We start from the raw sequence: 18,683 nt of genomic DNA on the forward strand, positions 1-18,683 counted from the left end.
CGCTCAGCCCGATCGTCGTGCGACCTCTCGCCTGTGACGATGGTAGCGGCGATCTCAGATATGAAATGGTCGACAGATGTATTTCATTGCCTTGGCGACAGACTATGACGGCACGCTGGCGCACGATGGGATCGTAGCTGAAAAGACGCTTGCTGCTCTCGAACGGGTCAAGAAAAGTGGCCGCAAACTCATCCTCGTCACGGGCCGCGAGCTGCCCGATCTCAAGCGCGTTTTTCCCGAGCTCGGCGTGTTCGACAAGGTCGTCGCCGAAAATGGGGCGTTGATCTACACGCCTGCCAGCGAGGAAGAACGTGCGATCTCACCGGCACCGGCGCCCAAGTTCGTCGACAAGCTGAAGAAACACGGCGTCAAGCCGCTTTCAGTCGGACGGTCGATCGTTGCGACCTGGGAACCACACCAGGCAACAGTTCTTGAGGTCATCAAGGAACTCGGGCTGGAGCTGGAAATCATCTTCAACAAGGGCGCGGTGATGATCCTGCCCAGCGGCATCAACAAAGCAACCGGCCTGGCCGCCGCACTTGAGGACCTCAGGCTGTCGCCACACAATGTGGTCGGTATTGGCGATGCTGAAAACGATCATGCCTTCCTGCAGGCCTGCGGCTGCAGCGTCGCTGTCGACAATGCACTTGCGGCGGTCAAGGATACCGCGGACCTTGTAACGCGCGGCGCGCGTGGAAAAGGCGTCGAGGAGCTGATCGAAAAACTGGTAAAGCGCGATCGGGAATTTGTCCGAAAACGCCGTGACGGCATCCTTCTCGGCTCGGCCGGCGGCGACGAAGTCTATCTGACGCCGACCGACACGGTTCTGATCGCCGGAAGCTCCGGCATCGGCAAATCAACCTTGGCCACCGCGCTGACGGAACGCTTCGTCGAGAACGGCTTTCAGTTCTGCATTTTCGATCCGGAAGGCGACTATGATGGCCTCGAAGGCGCCGTCCGGATAGGCGATGGCTCGAGCGAACCGACAAAGGCACAAGTGCTCGACCTGATCGAGAAGCCGGACACCAGTGTGGTCGTCAATGGGCTGGCGTTGCGGGTCAATGAGCGACCGGACTTCTTTGCCGATCTGCTTCCCGGCCTTGGCAGTTTCCGCTTCCGTACAGCGAGGCCACACTGGCTAGTCATCGACGAGGCGCATCATCTTCTCCCCAAGAAGCGCGACGACACGCGCGCCGTCCTGTCGTTGGAATTACCTGGCACTGTCCTGATCACCGTTCATCCGGAAGCGATTTCGACCGATGCCCTGCGTCTGGTCACTGCCGTCATTGCGCTCGGTCCCAAGGCCAAGAATGTCATCAAGGCCTTTTGTCATGAGACGGATATCAAGCCGCCAAAGGATATTCCCTCGCCAAAAGGCGAGCGCGTGCTGTTCTGGCGGCCGCAAGCCCGCAAGAAAATTGCCATGGTCAAAGCGATCGAGCCGCGTCAGTCGCTCAAGCGTCACAGCCGCAAATATGCGGAAGGTCAACTCGACGAGGCCGGCAGCTTCTATTTCAGAGGTCCCGACAAGGCCATGAATCTTCGGGCCCACAACCTGATGATCTTCGCTCAGATTGCAGAAGGCATCGACGACGCGACCTGGGAGCATCACCTGCGTGCCGGCGACTATTCCGAATGGTTTCGCCATCAGATCAGGGACAAGGAGCTGGCGCGCGAAACCGCCGAGGCAGAAAAAGACGAAATGCTCTCGGCGCAGGAAAGCCGCAAGCACGTTCTGGATGCAGTACGTCGCCGTTATACGGCTCCTGCCACTGCCCCGGAGGAATAGGGAGCGAAGGGATCGGCCATGCACATCATTCTGGGAGGACAGGTCGGAACGAAACAGTGTTATCTCTGTATTTTCAATCCGTTACCGGAGCAAATTATACTATTAAATCCTCTGTTCTGATCGGCAGATCGCGGATAGGCCTGCCAGTCGCATGATAAACCGCGCTTGCGACTGTTCGCCAAAGCCCTTGACGCCGGCCCGGTTGACCTCGTGATCGGTGCTGAGTTCCACAGCCATTTCATCCATGGCGTTTTCGACTGGTCAGGGTTCACTGTATCCACTAGCAAAGAGGCGCAGGTCATAGGCCTCGGGATCTCGACGAAAGATCAACGCGCCCTTCCGTTGGGATTCCTGTGGGATATAGTCGAGCGTAGCGCTGCTCTCCTCGACGACCTCATCGCCATTGCGGAGTTCACCTTTGATCTCGACAGCAGCAACTGATTTCCCCGCCCTGTTTGCGGCGGCGAACTCGACCACATAGCCGCCCTCGGTGACCGCGACCGCGAGCGGCAGCACAACGATCCGGGCGGTCCCATCGCGCGTGCTCAAGCCATCGACGACAAGGTAGCTGAGCACGGCAAGCAGGGCTACCGAGCTTATCCCCGCCACAACCCACTCCGTGACCGAAGTCCCGGGTTTGCGTGTCATTCCTTTGTTGTCGGGCTGCTGCTTCTGTTGCTTGTCGCCTTTTGCGGGATTCTTTGTCACAGAATGAGCCTCGCAACCGCCGCCCCGAGCGCGCCAGGAAACGACAGAACCACGACTGCACTGAGTGTCTCCGAAAAGCCGGCGCCATCGGTCCTGCCGAAGGTCCACAGGATGTAAAGGTTCACAAGCATCACCAGGACATAGCCGACGATTGCATAGCGAAAGAAGATGCTGACGAATCCAGCGCCTGGCTCGGGACTGTGCGAGCCGCGGAATTCGAACTCATAGACGAAGGCGTGCATGAGAGCGAGGGTGACCACCACCAGAGCGATTTCCTGCCAGGGGTGCATCTTGTAAGCGATGAGGACGACCTCCTCCGTTGGTGCGATGTTCACCGATAGAAACAGAGCTCCGACCACCATCAGGAACAGCTCTCCGGTGTAGCCGGGCTCGGGAATGTCCTCCTCCTCCAACAGACTCGGGCCAAGCTGAGCGCGTGCCAAAGATGCTCCTAGACTGCCTGGGACAACCTGCACCGCTATTTTGCCAATCACCTCCCGTAGCGGCATTTCGACGGTCACGATGCCGAAAATAAAAAACACCGCAGCAGCCGCCACAGCGGCCACAAGTATCGCCACAAAAGCATCGGCGATGCGGTCGCGAAGGGCCACCGTCTGGCGAAAGCCTCCGTACTTGTGCAGCAGCACCAGCATTGGCAAAGTGACAGCGAGGAACAGGGCGAGCCGCAGTGGGTGAAGGTGAAATCCCAGCGCCCAAGCTTCCATGGTCATCAGCACCGGGACGGCGAAGATCAACGCTCCGGCAAAGGCACGCCCAAGACCAATCCAGAACTCACGCGGCGTTGGCACACGCCTGACGATGATTTCAGTTGGCGCCACGTCCGCTCCCTCAGAGGTAGCCTGCGGGGAACAATGTTTCCTGCGCGATCTTGTTCCGGACCACTGCATCTTCGATAGTCAGACGGCGCAGCGATGTTCAAACCCAGACCAAACCTGTTGGGAACTCGCGAGCCAGCTTTTCCGTTCGAACTCTCGATCGAAATACAACGCAAAGCCGACATGGTATCTGGAGTGAAATCATGAAATCGCAGCTCGTTGCCGAAAGCGCCGGACAAAGGACGTTCGTGGTGGTGCTTGACCCTGGCGAGGAAGCGTTCGCGGCGCTTACGTCTTTCGCGGTCGGGCAGAACATTGGCGGCGCCTCGCTGACCGCGCTCGGCGCCTTCGAAACGGCGACCGTCGGCTGGTTCGACGTTGGAGAAAAGACCTATCGGAAAATCCCGGTCCGGGAACAGTGCGAGGTGCTCAGCGCGATCGGCGATATCGCGATCGGCGACGACGGCAAGCCCAGCCTTCACGTCCACGCGGTGCTCGGGTTGAGCGATGGCAGCACGCGGGGCGGGCATCTGATCGAAGGCATCGTTCGGCCGACTCTTGAAGTCACAGTGGTGGAAGCGCCTGGGCATCTGCGCCGCAGGAAGCGCCCGGAACTCGGCATCGCCTTGATCGATCTGGATACTTGAAACCGAACTCGGATCAGGCGATCCGGGCGCGCTTATCCTTTTTGTTTGATTTGTTTGACGTCCGCGGGCGCCTCGGGTGCCGCCTCCCAGCCGAACACACTGCGACCGCCAAGCAGATGCGACTGATCGAACTCTCCGGCAACGATTTCCTTCAGGCTGGGGCCTGTGGCATAGCGTTCGACCTGCCGTGACTGGTCGTCGAGCCGCTTCAAGGCACCGATTTCTTCGTCGCGGCCGAGCCTGGCCTTGTGGACCGCGGACTTCAGCACGCCGATCGTCTCGTCATAGACTTTCAGCGGCACGGGGAATGGATGTCTGTCCTTGCCGCCATGCGCCAGCGAGAAGCGCCCCGGATCGGAAAACCGGCATGGCGCGCCATGCAGAACCTCGGCAACCAGCGCCAGCGCCCGCACCGTGCGCGCACCGACGCCGGGGACCAGAAGAAGATCGGAAAAATCGGCGGGGCCACGCTCGGCAGCCGCCGCCATGTTCCCATGAAGGCGGCGCATGACGACATCGCTTTCGCGAACGTCGTGGTGCGCCGGCATGACCAGGTGTGGCAGCATCGGCTGCTGTTCAGGCGCCTGCTCTGGAGCCGGGGCCGTGCCACGTTCCAGCGCGGCGAATTCCCTCAGAATGCGATCCGGTCCGAGGTCCTGCAGGAGCTCCAGTTGTCCCTTGCGCGAAGCGTCGGCGCGGCGGTCGGTCAGGTTGACGATTTCGCCCTGGTTGGCGCCTTCGATGGCGGCATGCGGCTGGTCGACGAAGCTCTTCAGGCCTTCGGACAGCCAGTGATAGCGGCGCGCCACCTTGCTGTCGCCGTTCATGCCCTGCTGCACCACGACCCAGTCGCTATCATTGGTAACGATAAAGCCATGCAGATAGAGGTCGAAGCCGTCCTGAACGGCGGCGCTGTCAACCTTGGCGACGAGCCGGCTGGCAGTTGCCAGGCCTGTTCCGTCGAAGCCGACGCGCTCGCCGATGACGGCAAGCTCGTGCGGGGTCTTGCGTGAATGCGCGCCGCGGCCGCCGCACACGTGAATACCAAGTTCACCGGAGAGCGGAGCCAACCCGCGTTTCAAGGCGCCGATGACGCTGGTCGTGATGCCGGATGAATGCCAGTCCATTCCCATAACGGCGCCAAACGACTGGAACCAGAAGGGATGCGCCAACCGGCGCAGCAGCTCCTCGCGACCGTAGTGGTGAATGATCGCCTCGCACATGACCGCGCCAAGGCGCGTCATCCGGTCGCCGAGCCATTTCGGCACGCGTCCGCCATGAAGTGGCAGGTCTGCGCTTCCCGATCGTTGTGCCAAATCTTGCTGCCTGTTGCCGAACTATGCCTTGCGCTCAACAGATAGGTATCGAAAGCGGCGTGAAAAAGCGATGATACCCGCTTCAAGCTGCCGATGCCCCGTTCCGAATTCCATTGCCGGCCTTGGTGCCCGGCCGTTTGGCGATCACTGTAGCGGTTATCGCTTCGCTGAGGAGATCAAACTTCTCGATGTCACAATGCTCACCTGTCAATAGATCCGTCGGCCGCGGTGACTCGTCAGGTCGCCGCCAATTGATCTCGAACGACATCACGGGTCCGGGATCTGGGCGCCGCTCCGTTCCAACCAGGCGTGCTCGATAACCGGAAGGCCCGATGATCGTCTCAAGGTCTTCATGGTCCGCCGCCTTCCAGGTGAGCGCCAACACAGCGTGGTGGTCGCGGGGTATCACCAGATCGACCATTGGCGGCGTTTTGCCGGGTTACCGATCGGCGGGATTTCCGACCGCCGGATCGCGCCGCCTTGAATATCTTCCCACACGTGGCAGATCGTCACGAAATTCCACCCACGGCAGCTTCATGTCCCAATAGGCATGAGCCTGCGGCGGAAAACGTTCGGGGTGGTCGAAGAAGCCGATCGTCACATAGAGTTCTTCGGGAAGCCCCTGGTCGAGATAGGCTATGGATGTCCCGCAAGCGGCGCAGAAGGTGCGGAGCACGCCTCGGGTCCTCGAGAACGTCTTCGGCGTGCCGGTCAGCAATCTGAACTGGGCCGGTCGATAGCCGACCCAGACGGTCAGCGGGCTCCCTATGGCCTTGCGGCAATCGTCGTCGTGATCGGAGCAAATCCAGAACGGGTCGCCATGCATCTCAGCCGTTATCGAACCGCAAAAACAGGAGCCGGTCTCGATCCTGGTCATCGAACTATCGCTTCTGATCGAGGCGACCGTTGCGGGTGCAGAGTCCGCAGGGTGATGGAGTAGCGGTGCTCGGAAAGCGGCGGGATGCTGTGCTGCCATTCGGTGCGCGCCGGTCCCGTCATCAGGTAAGCCGACCTTGGCTCGAGGATGATGGTCTGGCGATCCCATCCAGCGCCGTTCTTCCGGCGGAGCCGAAAGCTGCATGGGGCAAGAAGAGAAACGCCGGCTACGGCATCGAAATGCGGCTTGTCGCGATGCCAGCCGATACCCGCGCCGGGCCGGTACTCGTTGATCAAGACCTGCACGAAAGCATCGGCGGGCAGCCGCGCAAATGCCGCCACCTTGTCCCTGAGCGGCATCAGAAAAGCAGGGATAGGAGGCGCCTCGACGACTTTGCGTTGGTCAAAATCGTAGCGCAGGCCAAAACCGGCGACGCGCCGGTTTGCGAGATGGCCATGAAAGTCGAAAGGCTGGAAGGCGAGACTTTCGAGCTGCCGCGCCAGCTCGGCCTCTTCCTGCGCGGTGATCAGCTCCGGCTGATAGTGAAATCCTTCCGGCAGATCGTTGGGCGCACGAAACAGGTCGCCTTGGCCAGCGAATTCCGGCTGCTTGGTTTTGAGCGATGGCATCAACCCTAATTGGTGAAGCCGGCCGGCGGCGGCAAGACCTTGGAGGCGTCGAGCCAACCGGATCACCGCCTCCATATCTTGGGCGAGACGGAACCTGGCTTGCCGGGCTGGGTTATTGCCCAGACGCGTCGAGTGTTTGGAAATGCCTTCAACTGCTATTCGAAGCATCAATTACGATCCGGCGACGAGGACCCTCTCCGTATGGTTCGTCCCAAGCGGATATCGCTACGATTACGACGACGTGCCGCCGCAGACCTACGCTGCATTCCGCAAGGCCTCGTCAAAAGGTCGGTTCTTCAACGCGTTCATTCGAGACCGGTATAGCTACCATTTGGTCGAGCAGAGCCAGTCGGGGTGAGATCTTTTGCCCTTGTCGCGCGTAATGCATCCGGGAGAATCCGGTCGGCCGGCCGATCCCTCATTGCGCCGGCGGCGTAGCGGGTTGATCGCCGCCCGTGGTCGTCTTCGGCGTCGGGTCCTTGTCGACTTCGGGATTTTGATCGACGGTGTTGGTGTTGCTTTGTGTCGGTTCAGTGCTGCTGGTGCTGCCCTGTGTCGGTTCGGTCTCGTTGCTGCAACCCGCTAGAGCCAGCGCCGCCAAAAATGATAGGCTCGTCAACGACAGTCTCGTCATGGCCAACCGCTCCCTTCCTGCTCGACAACGGTGAGTCGTGAATTTGGTTGCAGCGGAATGGCTTGTCTGCTGGCCCAGGACCCTTCTGATCGTCGCCGCGTAGGGCGCCAAAGGAACAAATCTCCGCGCCGCCACGTTGCATTTCCAGTGCAATGCTTGTGACAGAGAGGCTAACGTCTTGGCGCCGAGAGCAAATTGGAAGGGGTTTCTGAAAATTGGAGAACTCAGCTGCCCGGTGGCGCTCTATACGGCTGCCTCAACCTCTGAGCGGATCGCTTTCCACACAATAAACCGCGCCACGGGCCATAGGGTGCATCGCGCCTTCGTCGACAGCGATAGCGGCAAGCCGGTCGAGAAGGACGACCAGGTCAAAGGCTTTGAGATCGGCTCGGGTGAGTACGTCGTGCTCGAACCCGATGAGGTCGCAGCCGCTGTCCCCGAGAGCGACAAGACGCTGTCGGTCTCGGCCTTCATCGGCTGTTCCGATGTCGACGACGTGTATTTCGACAAGCCGTATTACCTCGCCCCGCCGGATAAACACGCGGAGGAAGCTTTTGGGCTGATCCGCGAGGGCATGCGCAGGAAGAAAGTCGCTGCCATCGCCCAGACCGTCCTGTTTCGGCGCATCCGGACCCTGCTCATCCGGGCCTATGACGAAGGCCTGGTCGCAACGACGCTGAACTTCGACTACGAGGTGCGCTCGGCGGAGGAGGCCTTCGACAACATTCCCGATATGAAGATCGAGGGCGAGATGCTCGAACTGGCCGAACACATCATCAAAACCAAGAAGGGCAAATTCGATCCGACCAAATTCGACGACCGATATGAGGCGGCGCTTGCCGAGCTTGTGAAAGCAAAGCTCGAAGGCAAGAAGATCGCCGTTCCAAAGCCGGCCAAGCGGGAGAAGGTCGTCGATCTTATGGATGCGCTCCGCCAGAGTGCCGGCGTTGGCGGCAAGCAGCCCTCGACAAGAAAGCCCGCGGCAAAGTCAAAGCCGGCGCGCCACGCAAAGGCGAAGCAGACAGCACCGCGTCGGAAGGCCGGCTGACCGATGGCGCTCGAGACCTACCGCAAGAAGCGCAATTTTTCCGTTACCCCGGAGCCGCAGGGGCGCATGGCGCCCGGGACCGGCAACAGCTTCGTCATACAGAAGCATGATGCCACCCGGCTCCATTACGATTTTCGTCTCGAAATGAACGGCGTGCTCAAGAGCTGGGCCGTCACAAAAGGGCCGAGCCTGATCCCCGGCGAGAAGCGCCTTGCCGTCCATGTCGAGGATCATCCTTTGGAATATGGCGGTTTCGAAGGCACCATCCCTAAAGGCGAATATGGCGGCGGCACCGTTATTTTGTGGGACAGAGGCACTTGGTCGCCGATCGGCGACGCGCATCGCGGCTATGCGAAAGGCCATCTGGATTTCGAACTTCACGGCGAGAAGCTTGGCGGCCGCTGGCATCTTGTGCGGATGGCCGGAAAGCCGCGGGAGAAGCGCGAGAACTGGCTGCTGATCAAAGGCGACGATGACGCCGCGCGCACGGAAGGTGATCCCGACATTCTGGACGAGCGGCCGGAATCCGTCGCGACCGGCCGCAAGATCGAGGACGTCGCCGGCGAAGAGCCCGGCTGGTCGTCCAAGACGGGGCGCATTCGGAAGCGCCGCGGCGGCCGCACGGGGGCAATTCAACCAAAAGAGCGGCCTGCAACCGTAAGCGTTCCCCAACCGTCAAAGATCAAGGGTGCCAAGAAGGCAGCGCTTCCCGATTTCGTCGAGCCGACGCTGGCGACCCTGGTCTCGTCCGCGCCGTCCGGCGAACGCTGGCTGCACGAGATCAAATTCGACGGCTACCGGCTGCAGGCCAGGATCGAAGCCGGTCGCGTCAAACTGTTGACGCGGAGCGGTCTCGACTGGACAAAGAAATTCGGAAAGGCGGTCGTTTCGGCGCTGGCCGATATCCCTGTCGGGACGGCGCTGATCGATGGTGAACTCGTGGTCGAGACCTCCGCCGGCGCATCGGATTTTTCCGCGCTGCAAGCCGATCTCAGCGAGGGCCGCAGTGATCGCTTTCGCTTCTACGTCTTCGACCTGCTTCATCTTGACGGGTACGATCTGCGTGACGTTGCGTTGATCACCCGCAAGGAATTGCTGGAAAAGATCATCGGCGGTGATAACGGCATCATCAGCTACAGCGGACATTTTGAGGAGAATGGCGCTCTGGTCCTGCAACACGCCTGCCGGCTGAGCCTGGAAGGCGTTGTCTCCAAGCTTCGCGATGCGCCCTACCGCTCTGGCCGCAGCAAGAACTGGGTGAAGTCGAAATGCTCTGCACGGCAGGAATTTGTCGTGGCCGGCTATATCCCCTCGACAACCTCGCGCAATGCGATCGGTTCGCTCATCCTGGGTGTCTATGATGACGGCAAGCTCCATCATGTCGGACGCGTCGGCACCGGCTACACGGCGGCGGTTGCCGAGAGCCTCTTCAAGAAGCTCGAGCGAATACGCATTCCGTCAACCCCGTTCGACGAACGGCTGACCGCCGAGGAGGCTCGGCAAGTCCGCTATGTCAGGCCGGAACTCGTCGCCGAAATCGAGTTCCGGGCGTGGACCGCCGATGGCAATCTGCGCCACGCCTCATTCCGCGGATTACGCGAAGACAAGCCGGCGAAGGAGATCGTCCGCGAAACGCCGAAGACAAGCAAGGCAGCACCCAAACCTCAGCGTCGGAGCGTCAAGCTCACCCATCCCGATCGCCTCTACTGGCCGGACAAGGGCGTGACCAAGGAAGGTCTCGCCGATTATTATGCCGAGGTGTGGCGCTATGCGTCGCCCTACATCGTCGGCCGCGCGTTAGCGCTGGTGCGATGTCCCAACGGGATTTCGGGCGAGCAGTTCTTCCAGAAGCATGCCTGGAAGGGGCTCAACCCCAACATTGTCCTGGTTCACGACCCCAAGGATCCGCCCGACGAGCGGCTGATCAGCATCAATGATCTCGATGGGCTGATCGGTCTCGTCCAATCGGCGGCGCTGGAGATCCACCCCTGGGGTTCGATGGTAAGCGATTGGGAGCGTCCGGACACGATCATCATGGATCTCGACCCCGGCGAGGACGTGAGCTGGGAGGCGGTGATCGAAGCCGCCGTCGAGACCCGCGACCGGCTGAAGAATGCAGGGCTTGTCCCCTTCATCAAGACCTCCGGCGGCAAGGGTCTGCACGTTGTGGCGCCGTTGAAACCGGAAGCGGAATGGCCAGCTGTGAAAGCCTTCACCAAGGCGATTGCCGACTCCATGGCCGCCGACAGTCCCAACCGCTACGTCTCGACCATCACAAAATCCAAACGGCGCGGAAAAATCCTCGTCGACTATCTGCGAAATCAGCGCGGTGCGACCGCAGTCGCACCCTATTCGACAAGAGCACGACCGGGTGCGGCGGTGTCTATGCCGCTTGCCTGGGACGAGCTCGGACCCGGCATCGGACCGGCCTATTTTACCGTCGAGAACACACCGACCCGGCTTGCCTCGCTATCGTCGGATCCCTGGCAGGATTTCCGAGCTGCCGCAGCGCCGATCGAAGATCGTGCAAACCGACGCAAGAAAGCGGCTTGAGGAGGGCATTGCGAAGGTGCATGCATCCGAACAAATCAGGCGATCTGCTCAAACGTGCATTGTTCCGGAGCCTTGTCCGGCCGCCAGCGCAGGAACTTGGTGCCATGCCGGAAACGGTCGCCGGTGACGTGATCGAAGCGTACTTCGACCACCAGTTCGGGCCGGACCGGCTCCCATTCACCGCTGCGCTCGGTGCTCCAGCGGCTCGGCCCGCCCGGCGCCTTTCCGGTGAAGCCGGGGGGCTCGCGCATGGCTTCGAGCTTGCGGGTAAGCTCTGCCCTGTCCTCCTTGGCAATGGTCGAGGTGAAACCGACGTGATCGAGCTTGCCGGCCTCATCGTAGAGTCCCAGCAACAATGAACCGACCTGCGGACTGTTGCTGAGATAGCGGAAGCCGCCGACCACGCAATCGGCCGACCGCAACCGCTTTACCTTCACCATCGCGCGCACACCCGGCTGGTATGGATCGTCCAGCCGCTTGGCGACCACGCCGTCCGTCTCCCCATGTCCGGCATCAGTTAGCCAGGAGCGGGCTTCCTTCACATCGCGCGTGCAGTGCGAAAGCAGGATGTTCCTGCGGTTTGCCGAAGCAACGAAAGCCTCAAGATTCGCTCGCCGTTCTTCCAGTGTCCGGGCCAACAGGACGGTTCCATACTGGTCGCAGAGCATGTCGAAGAGGACGATGTGCGCCGGGGTTTCGTCGGACAGCTTGCGGATCCTGCTCTCGGCGGGATGAAGCCGCATCTGGAGGGCGTCGAACGACGGTTTGCCGTCGACCGAGATGACGATTTCACCGTCGACGACAAAACGGCGCGACGGCAGTTCCTTCAATGTCGCGACGAGTTCGGGAAAATAGCGTCCGAGCGGCTTGCCTGACTTTGCGCGCAACTCCACCGCATCATCCTGCCGGAACGCCAGGCAGCGAAAACCGTCCCATTTGCGCTCGTATTGCCATCCATCTTCCTCGGGAATCGCATCAGCCGCCTTGGCTTCCATCGGAGGCGTATCGAGCGGCAGGGCGAAGCCGCCGTCGCGGGGGACGACCTTCATTGTGCTGCCTTTGTTTCTCCCGAGCAACTCCGTGCGCCTATTTTCGCTTTCCGGCCTCCGAGCCGATGCTCTTGCGCAGCGCATCCATGATGTTGATCACGTTGCTGGGCGGTTGCTCGGCCTTGTCCTTCGCCTTGGCTGGACGCTTCTTGCCCTTCTTCTTCGAGGCAATGATCTCCAGCAGCCGCGCCTGGACGGGATCTCCGGTCATGGCGGGATCCCACTGCCTGGTTCGCTCATCGATCAAGGTCGAGACCATATCCATCAGTTTCGGGTCGGGTTTGGCGTCTTCGATCTTGCCGAAATAATCCTCGGGATCGCGAACCTCGTCGCCATAGCGCAGTGTCCACAGGACGATGCCCTTGCCTCGTGGTTCAAGCATGACGGCGCGCTCGCGGCGGTACATGACCAGTCGCGATATTCCGACTGTCCCTGTCGACCGCATCGCGTCGCGAATGACCGAGAATGCTTCCTCCCCGACCGGATCGTCAGGGGTGAGATAGTGGGGCTTGTCGTACCAGATCCAGCCGATGCTGTCGGCATCGACAAACATGTCGATGTCGATAGTGCGCGTGCTCTCCAGCGCGACTGCGTCGATCTCATCGTCCTCGAGCAGGACGTATTCGTCCTCGCCGCGCTGATAGCCCTTGACCTCGTCGTCTTCAGCAACTGGTTTGCCGCTGACTGCGTCGACATATTGGCTGACGACGCGATGCCCGCTCTTGCGATTGAGCGTATGGAACCGGACCTTTTCGCTCTCGGTGGTAGCGGGCGTCATCGCGACCGGACAGGTCACGAGCGAAAGCTTCAGATAGCCTTTCCAGAAAGGACGCGGCGCCATCGAGGATCCTCGGCAGGTGTAAAACAGTCGAACGCATCAAGGTGATCGATTGTTCCAGCATCGTTTCGTCGCGCTCCCAAGGCTCGCCAGCAAGAATCCATCATTTTTCCGGTTCGAGAAGGAACCGATGCGCGCAAGCGCAGTTCGGGGCAGACAAACAGCTCGGCAGCAAGGGCCATTTCAATGTCGGAAGCGATCCGGATCGCAATCGGCGCTCCATTGTCGGGAAATGCGGCGGCGCTTGGCGCCGAGATGAAGCAGGCGATCGAACTCGCAGTCGAGGAGCAGAACGCGGACGGTGGCATTGCGGGCTTTCCCATCATGGTTGAGGGTGCGGACGATCAGGGAAAGGTCGAGACCGGACGGCAAGTCGCGGACGACTTTTGCAACCGGCCGGATCTGCTTGGCGTCGTTGGCCACTACAACAGCAATGTCACCATCGCTGCGGCGGAAATCTATGCCGCCCACGACCTCCCGATGATCACGCCGATCGCTTCCGACACAGCGCTCACCGAGCGCTCTCTGCCGAATGTCTTTCGCTTCACCAACCGGGATGATCAGACCGGAGCAGCCATTTCCCGTCATCTCTACGACACCATGGGCAAGCGCCGCGCCGTCCTGGTCGAAACCGAAACGATGTACGGCCACAGCATAGGCATCGCGTTCTCGCGGGCCTTTCTGTCGCTCGGAGGACGCATCGCGGAGCGGCGAACGGTTCGTGAAGGGAGCCGCGATTTTGACCCGCTGGTCGCATCTCTGCGGGCCGATTTCGATCTGCTGTTCTATGGCGGCAGTTTCGAGGGTGCTTTCATCCTGCGGGCGATGCGCCGTGCAGGTCTCCACCAGCTCTTTGCCAGCGGTGACGGCTGTTGGGACGCGGTGAATTTCCTTGAGCCTGCGGGAGAAACCGCAACATTGGGCGAAGGCGTTCTCGTGCTGTCCGCCACGCCCGAAGTGGGTAGAGTCGCTGGTTCAAGCGATTTCGCTGCGCGCTATGCGGCGCTGTTCGGACCGATCGGCAACTATGCGGTGAATTCCTACGATTCAGTCCGCGTGCTGATCGCCGCAATCAGGGACGCGATCGCTGAAACCAAGAGAAATCCGAGCCGGCGTGACGTTCTGACTGCGATGCGGAAGCTCCGCTTCAAAGGCATTGCCTATAGCGATCCGGTGCAGTGGGACGAAAAAGGCGACAACCTGGCCGTCGTCACGGCGCTCAATGTCGTGGAAAATGGCCGATTCCGACAGGTTGCGGAAATCCCGCGGACGCAAGGGGGCCTGATAGATGCGGCCTCGCGACGACCGCGGCAATTTTTATCAAGGTGAAACGAAACAATTGCCTCCGATCGCCGTTTCGCCAGCAAGGTGAATTTTGGGCGAGGAGGCGACGATGAGTGCAACCGGCCCGGAGGTTTTCGGCAAGACGCTGCAGACCGCGAACATCTTGGCACGAGTAGCGACCCCGCGATGCCAGGTCTCGCCCTTGCAAAGGTGAAGCCAATGATTTTTGACGCGCCGAAATTTAGGGATCGAACGGAGGCGGGGCGCCAGCTTGCCGCCGCTTTGACCGGGTTCGCGGCAACCGATCCACTGGTGCTGGCGCTGCCACGCGGCGGAGTGCCGGTTGGCTTCGAAGTGGCGAAGGCACTCCGTGCCCGGCTCGACGTGCTGCTTGTACGGAAGATCGGCGCGCCGGGCCATTCCGAATATGGCATCGGCGCGGTCGTCGACGGGGAGAATCCGCAGCTCGTCCTCAACGAGGAGGCGATGGCTTTGGTCCAACCGTCAGACGATTACGTCGAGGCAGAGAAACGGCGGCAACTGCTCGAAATCGAACGCCGCAGAAACCTCTATCTCGGCAGCAGGCCTGCAGCTTCAGTCCTTGGCCGGACCGTCATCGTCGTCGACGACGGCATAGCGACCGGAGGCACGGTCAGAGTGGCGCTCAAGGCGTTAAGGAAGGATCGGGCCGCGCATGTTGTCTTGGCCGTTCCGGTAGCACCCGGGGATACGCTCGACCTGATAAAAGCCGATGTGGACGAAGTGGTCTGTCTCGCCACGCCCGAGCCGTTTGTTGCGGTGGGCCGGTATTATGCGGACTTCGCGCAGACCACGGACGCGGAGGTGATCCGGCTGCTGCGTGAGGCAGAACAGTTCCAGAGCAAATCGTCGATGCGATCTGCCGGTTAACTCATCGCCGACAGCCGAAGGAGCAAGCTATCGCTAAGGACCGACGGAAGCAGATCGTCGAGCGGGCGATAGCTTTCTCTACCAGCCAGACCGCGCCCCAACGGCGGGCGAGCCCTCAGTCCCGCAAACGATTGGCAGCGTGATCCTGGCGCTGCTCGGTCGCGACCTGCTTGGAATCCAGACCGCGTTCCTTCGTATGCTGAGCCTTGTCGCGGTTGGACAGGATTTGGTTTTCTTCGAGCTTATCCTTTGGGGTCGTGGTCATGGCACCTGTACCAGAACCCTTTCCCCGTGCACCCGCTCCGACATGCTTCTTGCTACCTTTTGCCATGGGCTTGCTCCAATTCTTAGTCGTCGGGCCGATTCTTGTGGTGAACGCTCTCCTGATTTTCTCCGCGAACGATGTTGCGATCGTCAGGATCAACAAGGTCGGGTGTCTTGGACCTGATTTCCGATCCCTTGCGCAGCGCTTCACGTTCCGCTCCGGATCGCTTCAGGTCCGCCTCTGCGTCGAAATCCTTGCCGGCGCCCTTCGTGTTCTCCCGCTTTTCAATGATGCGCAATTGCTGCTCATGGGTCCTGCGTCCAGCCATTGGTTCCTCCTTGCGTTGGATTTGAGGCCCAGATTGCTGGCGGGATCGTCGACTTCCCGGTGATTGCAGGGGGCCACGGTCCTTGCCGAAGCGGAAATCGTGGGCACCATGATCTGAGCCTGTCCTTATGGCGATAATGGCAGGGCGGCGGGATCGTTCCGAAATGGCGGTCGAATAAACCGTCCATCGCTCATCGACTCCGGACTGCCCATCCGCATCTGCCACCACGCGGTCTCCTGCGGTTTTGCCAGGCAAAGACCGAGGCCCGCCTCTCAGGCGGCGCTGCCCGCCTGCCGTTCCGATGGAACATCCCGGCATCTCCGTCGTTCGGCGACTGATCGCCGATGTCCACGTCTGACGCCTATCGCCGCAGCGAGAGCGTAAAGCTGCAGATACCAGATACAGAGGAGGCAACCATGCCCAACACTGCCGAGATCCTTGTCGACACATTGATCGCCTGGGACGTTCGCGTGATCTTCGGCCTGCCGGGAGACGGCATAAACGGCATCATGGAGGCGCTGCGCACAAGGCAGGACAAGATTCGCTTCGTACAAGTGCGGCATGAGGAATCCGCGGCTTTCATGGCGACGGCCTATGCCAAATGGACGGGCAAACTCGGCGTCTGCCTCGCCACCTCAGGGCCAGGAGGCACTCACTTGCTCACCGGCCTCTACGACGCAAAGCTCGACCAGGCGCCGGTCCTTGCCATAACCGGCCTGCAATTTCACGACCTGATCGAGACGTTCACGCAGCAGGATGTCGATCTCACCCGTGTCTTCAACGACGTCGCCATCTTCAACACGCAAGTGACCGACGCAGCGCATATGGAAAACGTTGCCGGCCTGGCCTGTCGTTCCGCGCTTGCGGGACGCGGCGTCTCCCATCTCTCGATAGCCAGTGACGTGCAGGAACAGACGTCGGCGAAGCGCTCGCCCCGCAACCTTCCAAGACACACGCCCGAACGGTGGTTCGAAGGGGACAAGCGACCCGACGAAGCCCAGCTTGCTCTTGCGGCCGATATCCTCAACACAGCCTCAAAGGTGGCGATACTCGCCGGGCGCGGTGCGCTGCATGCCCAGGCCGAACTCGAGAGGACGGCGGAACTCCTCGCCGCACCCGTTGCCAAGGCTTTGCTCGGCAAAGCCGTCTTGCCGGACGATCACCCGCACGTCATGGGCGGAATCGGAATATTGGGCTCGCTGACCTCGCAGGAGATCATGGAGGAATGCGAGGCGCTGCTGATCGTCGGCTCGACCTTCCCCTACATCGAATACTATCCCAAGCCCGGCAAGGCGCGCGGCGTGCAGATCGACCGCAACGCGCAGCGGATCGGACTTCGCCATCCTGTCGAGGCCGGTCTCGTCGGCGATGCGGCCATCACGCTGCAATTGCTGAATGAAAGGCTGAAGCCTAAGCAGGACAGATCGTTCCTCAAGAACGCGCAGCAGAGCTTACAGCGCTGGCGCAAGATGATGGCCGAGGCGGAAAGCAGGGACGACGTGCCGCTCAAGCCGCAACGCGTCGTCAAGGCATTCGGCGACCGAATGCCGGCCAACGCGATCCTGGCTAGCGATTCCGGTCAGAACACCGAACTTGCCGCCCGTCATATCGATATCAAGGCAGGCCAGGATTTCGCCGTCTCCGGCTCGCTGGCATCGATGGCCTGCGGGCTGCCCTATGCGATTGCCGGCGGGATCGCCTTTCCGGGCCGGCCGGTTTTTGCGGTGGTGGGCGATGGCGGGCTGGCGATGCAGCTTGGCGAGTTCTCGACGGCCGTGCGTTACAAGATTCCGCTCAAGCTTCTGGTGATCAAGAACAACATGCTCAACCAGATCGCCTGGGAGCAGATGATGTTCCTCGGCAACCCGCAATTTGCCTGCGAACTCCAGCCGATCGATTTCGCTTTGGCTGCTGAGGCCATGGGGGGCATCGGCTACAGCGTCACCCGGCCTGAGGACGTCGATGGGGTCCTTGATGCCGCTTTTGCCGCGGAAGGCCCGGTGATCATAGAGGCGGTGGTCGACGCGTATGAACCTATGCTGCCGCCGCGCATGCCGGACGAATATCGCAAGAACATGCGCGCAGCGCTGCGGGAAACGCCAGGCCGTAAGGAGATCGAAGCAAACCTCGCTCGGGAGCCGCTGAAGACAATGATGGGCTGACTGCAGGTCCCCTGGCCGATCACTCCTTGACGTAGGCGCCTGACTGGCGGCCTCTCTTCGGAGCCTTGGCATCCTTGGAACGCTCGGCGATCGACGGACCGGCGCCGGATGTCTTTTCGGTCGCGGCACTGGGCGTGGACTGACTGGGCGGGTTTTGCCCTTCGGACTGATGGGTTTTGTCCTCCACCTCGTCCTTCGACCGTGTCAGGCCCATCCCGCCGGCAGGCTTCTTGTTGCCGGCCGCCTCTTGGGAGAATTGATCCGACGCGTCCGCATCTTTCTTGGCCGGGTACTTGGTAGCACCATGTTCGTAGCGGGTCTCGTTTTCAGTCATGGCGTGTCTCCGATTGCCTCATGCATAGCGGTTAAACAGCCCTGTGACGGCCGGGTTCCAACTGCCGCCCGTGTTCCCCACTGCCGGCATATGCGACATCTGCAAACGGACGCGGCGCCCGCCGGCGCTGCTGCCGATATTCGGCAACGCTCAGGCGTCCTGCGGCAGTCAGGCCTCTTGCTATGGCGTGTGCAGGATATCGGCGCCCGGCTGCTCGTCGAACAGGACCGCGCAGCCGCGCTCCCACGCCACCGGCGACAAGGCGTTGGCCACGATTTCGTCCGGCGAGATGAAATCCCCGGTCAGCACCCGCAACTCTTCCACGGCTTTGGCCATCGACACCAATCGCCCGGCGGCGCGGCCGGTCGTGCAGGCATCGATGACGGAAACGAGATCGATCATTTCGAAGTGGCCCATCCTAGGCCTCCGCAAACAGCGTCCCTTTCCGGCTATGAACGTCGCAGCGATCGACAATGT

At 61.0% G+C, this 18,683-nt stretch carries 21 protein-coding genes; 8 read left to right on the plus strand and 13 right to left on the minus strand.

All coding sequences use genetic code 11. From position 1 onward, the window contains the following. Window positions 1-76 precede the first annotated feature (76 nt). A complete protein-coding gene (locus ACWTU8_RS17540) occupies window positions 77-1,789 on the plus strand; it encodes an HAD-IIB family hydrolase (protein WP_455849162.1) in 1,713 nt (570 codons plus the stop codon). Window positions 1,790-2,050: 261 nt separating this feature from the next. Here ACWTU8_RS17540 and ACWTU8_RS17545 read toward each other — a convergent pair whose 3' ends face one another. Both ACWTU8_RS17545 and ACWTU8_RS17550 read right to left on the minus strand, forming a co-directional pair. After that, window positions 2,051-2,437, minus strand: a complete 387-nt coding sequence (locus tag ACWTU8_RS17545) for a TIGR02588 family protein (RefSeq protein WP_455849607.1) — start codon at window positions 2,435-2,437, stop codon at window positions 2,051-2,053. 56 nt (window positions 2,438-2,493) lie between these two features. Further along, on the minus strand, window positions 2,494-3,282 hold the full coding sequence (locus ACWTU8_RS17550; RefSeq protein ID WP_455849608.1) for a TIGR02587 family membrane protein: 789 nt from the start codon (window positions 3,280-3,282) through the stop codon (window positions 2,494-2,496). Between the two features lie 254 nt (window positions 3,283-3,536). Here ACWTU8_RS17550 and ACWTU8_RS17555 point away from each other — a divergent pair, with 254 nt between their 5' ends. Continuing rightward, complete coding sequence (locus tag ACWTU8_RS17555) at window positions 3,537-3,980, plus strand: PPC domain-containing DNA-binding protein (protein WP_455849163.1); 444 nt, start codon at window positions 3,537-3,539, stop codon at window positions 3,978-3,980. 32 nt (window positions 3,981-4,012) lie between these two features. On the opposite strand, the gene ACWTU8_RS17560 is transcribed toward ACWTU8_RS17555, so the two are convergent. From ACWTU8_RS17560 to ACWTU8_RS17575, 4 genes are all read right to left on the minus strand, one after another. After that, window positions 4,013-5,296: a DUF763 domain-containing protein gene (locus ACWTU8_RS17560; protein WP_455849164.1), complete on the minus strand. Its 1,284-nt coding sequence runs from the start codon at window positions 5,294-5,296 to the stop codon at window positions 4,013-4,015. Window positions 5,297-5,378: 82 nt separating this feature from the next. Next, window positions 5,379-5,717, minus strand: a complete 339-nt coding sequence (locus ACWTU8_RS17565; protein ID WP_455849165.1) for a hypothetical protein — start codon at window positions 5,715-5,717, stop codon at window positions 5,379-5,381. An 18-nt stretch (window positions 5,718-5,735) separates the two neighbouring features. After that, entirely contained in the window at window positions 5,736-6,173 is a 438-nt protein-coding gene (locus tag ACWTU8_RS17570; RefSeq protein ID WP_455849166.1) for a GFA family protein, read from the minus strand. Next, on the minus strand, window positions 6,170-6,802 hold the full coding sequence (locus ACWTU8_RS17575) for an alpha-ketoglutarate-dependent dioxygenase AlkB (protein WP_127212640.1): 633 nt from the start codon (window positions 6,800-6,802) through the stop codon (window positions 6,170-6,172). Before ACWTU8_RS17575 ends, ACWTU8_RS17570 begins: the two co-directional genes overlap by 4 nt. A gap of 142 nt (window positions 6,803-6,944) precedes the next feature. On the opposite strand from ACWTU8_RS17575, the gene ACWTU8_RS17580 reads away from it, so the two are divergent. After that, window positions 6,945-7,160 carry a KTSC domain-containing protein gene (locus ACWTU8_RS17580; RefSeq protein ID WP_455849167.1) on the plus strand — a complete coding sequence of 72 codons (216 nt, stop codon included), beginning with the start codon at window positions 6,945-6,947 and terminating at the stop codon, window positions 7,158-7,160. Between the two features lie 60 nt (window positions 7,161-7,220). Here the strand turns inward: ACWTU8_RS17580 and ACWTU8_RS17585 are convergent, their stop codons facing one another. Next, a complete protein-coding gene (locus ACWTU8_RS17585) occupies window positions 7,221-7,436 on the minus strand; it encodes a hypothetical protein (RefSeq protein WP_455849168.1) in 216 nt (71 codons plus the stop codon). 178 nt (window positions 7,437-7,614) lie between these two features. On the opposite strand from ACWTU8_RS17585, the gene ku (ACWTU8_RS17590) reads away from it, so the two are divergent. Together ku (ACWTU8_RS17590) and ligD are read left to right on the plus strand one after the other, a co-directional pair. Next, window positions 7,615-8,484 carry a non-homologous end joining protein Ku gene (gene ku / locus ACWTU8_RS17590; RefSeq protein WP_029356317.1) on the plus strand — a complete coding sequence of 290 codons (870 nt, stop codon included), beginning with the start codon at window positions 7,615-7,617 and terminating at the stop codon, window positions 8,482-8,484. A 3-nt stretch (window positions 8,485-8,487) separates the two neighbouring features. Then, window positions 8,488-11,037, plus strand: a complete 2,550-nt coding sequence (gene ligD / locus ACWTU8_RS17595) for a DNA ligase D (RefSeq protein ID WP_455849169.1) — start codon at window positions 8,488-8,490, stop codon at window positions 11,035-11,037. A 35-nt stretch (window positions 11,038-11,072) separates the two neighbouring features. Here ligD and ACWTU8_RS17600 read toward each other — a convergent pair whose 3' ends face one another. Together ACWTU8_RS17600 and ku (ACWTU8_RS17605) are read right to left on the minus strand one after the other, a co-directional pair. Continuing rightward, the gene (locus ACWTU8_RS17600) at window positions 11,073-12,086 is read right to left on the minus strand and encodes an ATP-dependent DNA ligase (RefSeq protein WP_455849170.1); all 1,014 of its coding nucleotides are present in this window, start codon (window positions 12,084-12,086) and stop codon (window positions 11,073-11,075) included. A gap of 37 nt (window positions 12,087-12,123) precedes the next feature. Next, on the minus strand, window positions 12,124-12,927 hold the full coding sequence (gene ku, locus ACWTU8_RS17605) for a non-homologous end joining protein Ku (RefSeq protein ID WP_455849171.1): 804 nt from the start codon (window positions 12,925-12,927) through the stop codon (window positions 12,124-12,126). Between the two features lie 183 nt (window positions 12,928-13,110). Between ku (ACWTU8_RS17605) and ACWTU8_RS17610 the strand changes: the two genes are divergently transcribed. Together ACWTU8_RS17610 and ACWTU8_RS17615 are read left to right on the plus strand one after the other, a co-directional pair. Then, entirely contained in the window at window positions 13,111-14,253 is a 1,143-nt protein-coding gene (locus ACWTU8_RS17610) for a branched-chain amino acid ABC transporter substrate-binding protein (protein ID WP_455849172.1), read from the plus strand. Window positions 14,254-14,427: 174 nt separating this feature from the next. After that, a complete protein-coding gene (locus ACWTU8_RS17615; RefSeq protein ID WP_455849173.1) occupies window positions 14,428-15,117 on the plus strand; it encodes a phosphoribosyltransferase in 690 nt (229 codons plus the stop codon). 115 nt (window positions 15,118-15,232) lie between these two features. Here ACWTU8_RS17615 and ACWTU8_RS17620 read toward each other — a convergent pair whose 3' ends face one another. Next, window positions 15,233-15,448 carry a hypothetical protein gene (locus tag ACWTU8_RS17620; protein ID WP_065010366.1) on the minus strand — a complete coding sequence of 72 codons (216 nt, stop codon included), beginning with the start codon at window positions 15,446-15,448 and terminating at the stop codon, window positions 15,233-15,235. A gap of 16 nt (window positions 15,449-15,464) precedes the next feature. Beyond that, window positions 15,465-15,710: a hypothetical protein gene (locus tag ACWTU8_RS17625; RefSeq protein WP_455849609.1), complete on the minus strand. Its 246-nt coding sequence runs from the start codon at window positions 15,708-15,710 to the stop codon at window positions 15,465-15,467. Window positions 15,711-16,126: 416 nt separating this feature from the next. Here ACWTU8_RS17625 and ACWTU8_RS17630 point away from each other — a divergent pair, with 416 nt between their 5' ends. Next, a complete protein-coding gene (locus tag ACWTU8_RS17630; RefSeq protein ID WP_455849174.1) occupies window positions 16,127-17,872 on the plus strand; it encodes a thiamine pyrophosphate-dependent enzyme in 1,746 nt (581 codons plus the stop codon). A gap of 19 nt (window positions 17,873-17,891) precedes the next feature. Here ACWTU8_RS17630 and ACWTU8_RS17635 read toward each other — a convergent pair whose 3' ends face one another. After that, window positions 17,892-18,206, minus strand: a complete 315-nt coding sequence (locus ACWTU8_RS17635) for a hypothetical protein (protein WP_455849175.1) — start codon at window positions 18,204-18,206, stop codon at window positions 17,892-17,894. A gap of 180 nt (window positions 18,207-18,386) precedes the next feature. Then, window positions 18,387-18,623 carry a hypothetical protein gene (locus ACWTU8_RS17640; RefSeq protein WP_455849176.1) on the minus strand — a complete coding sequence of 79 codons (237 nt, stop codon included), beginning with the start codon at window positions 18,621-18,623 and terminating at the stop codon, window positions 18,387-18,389. Between the last annotated feature and the right edge of the window lie 60 nt (window positions 18,624-18,683).

The sequence above is a fragment of the Mesorhizobium sp. BHbdii genome, assembly GCF_053848045.1.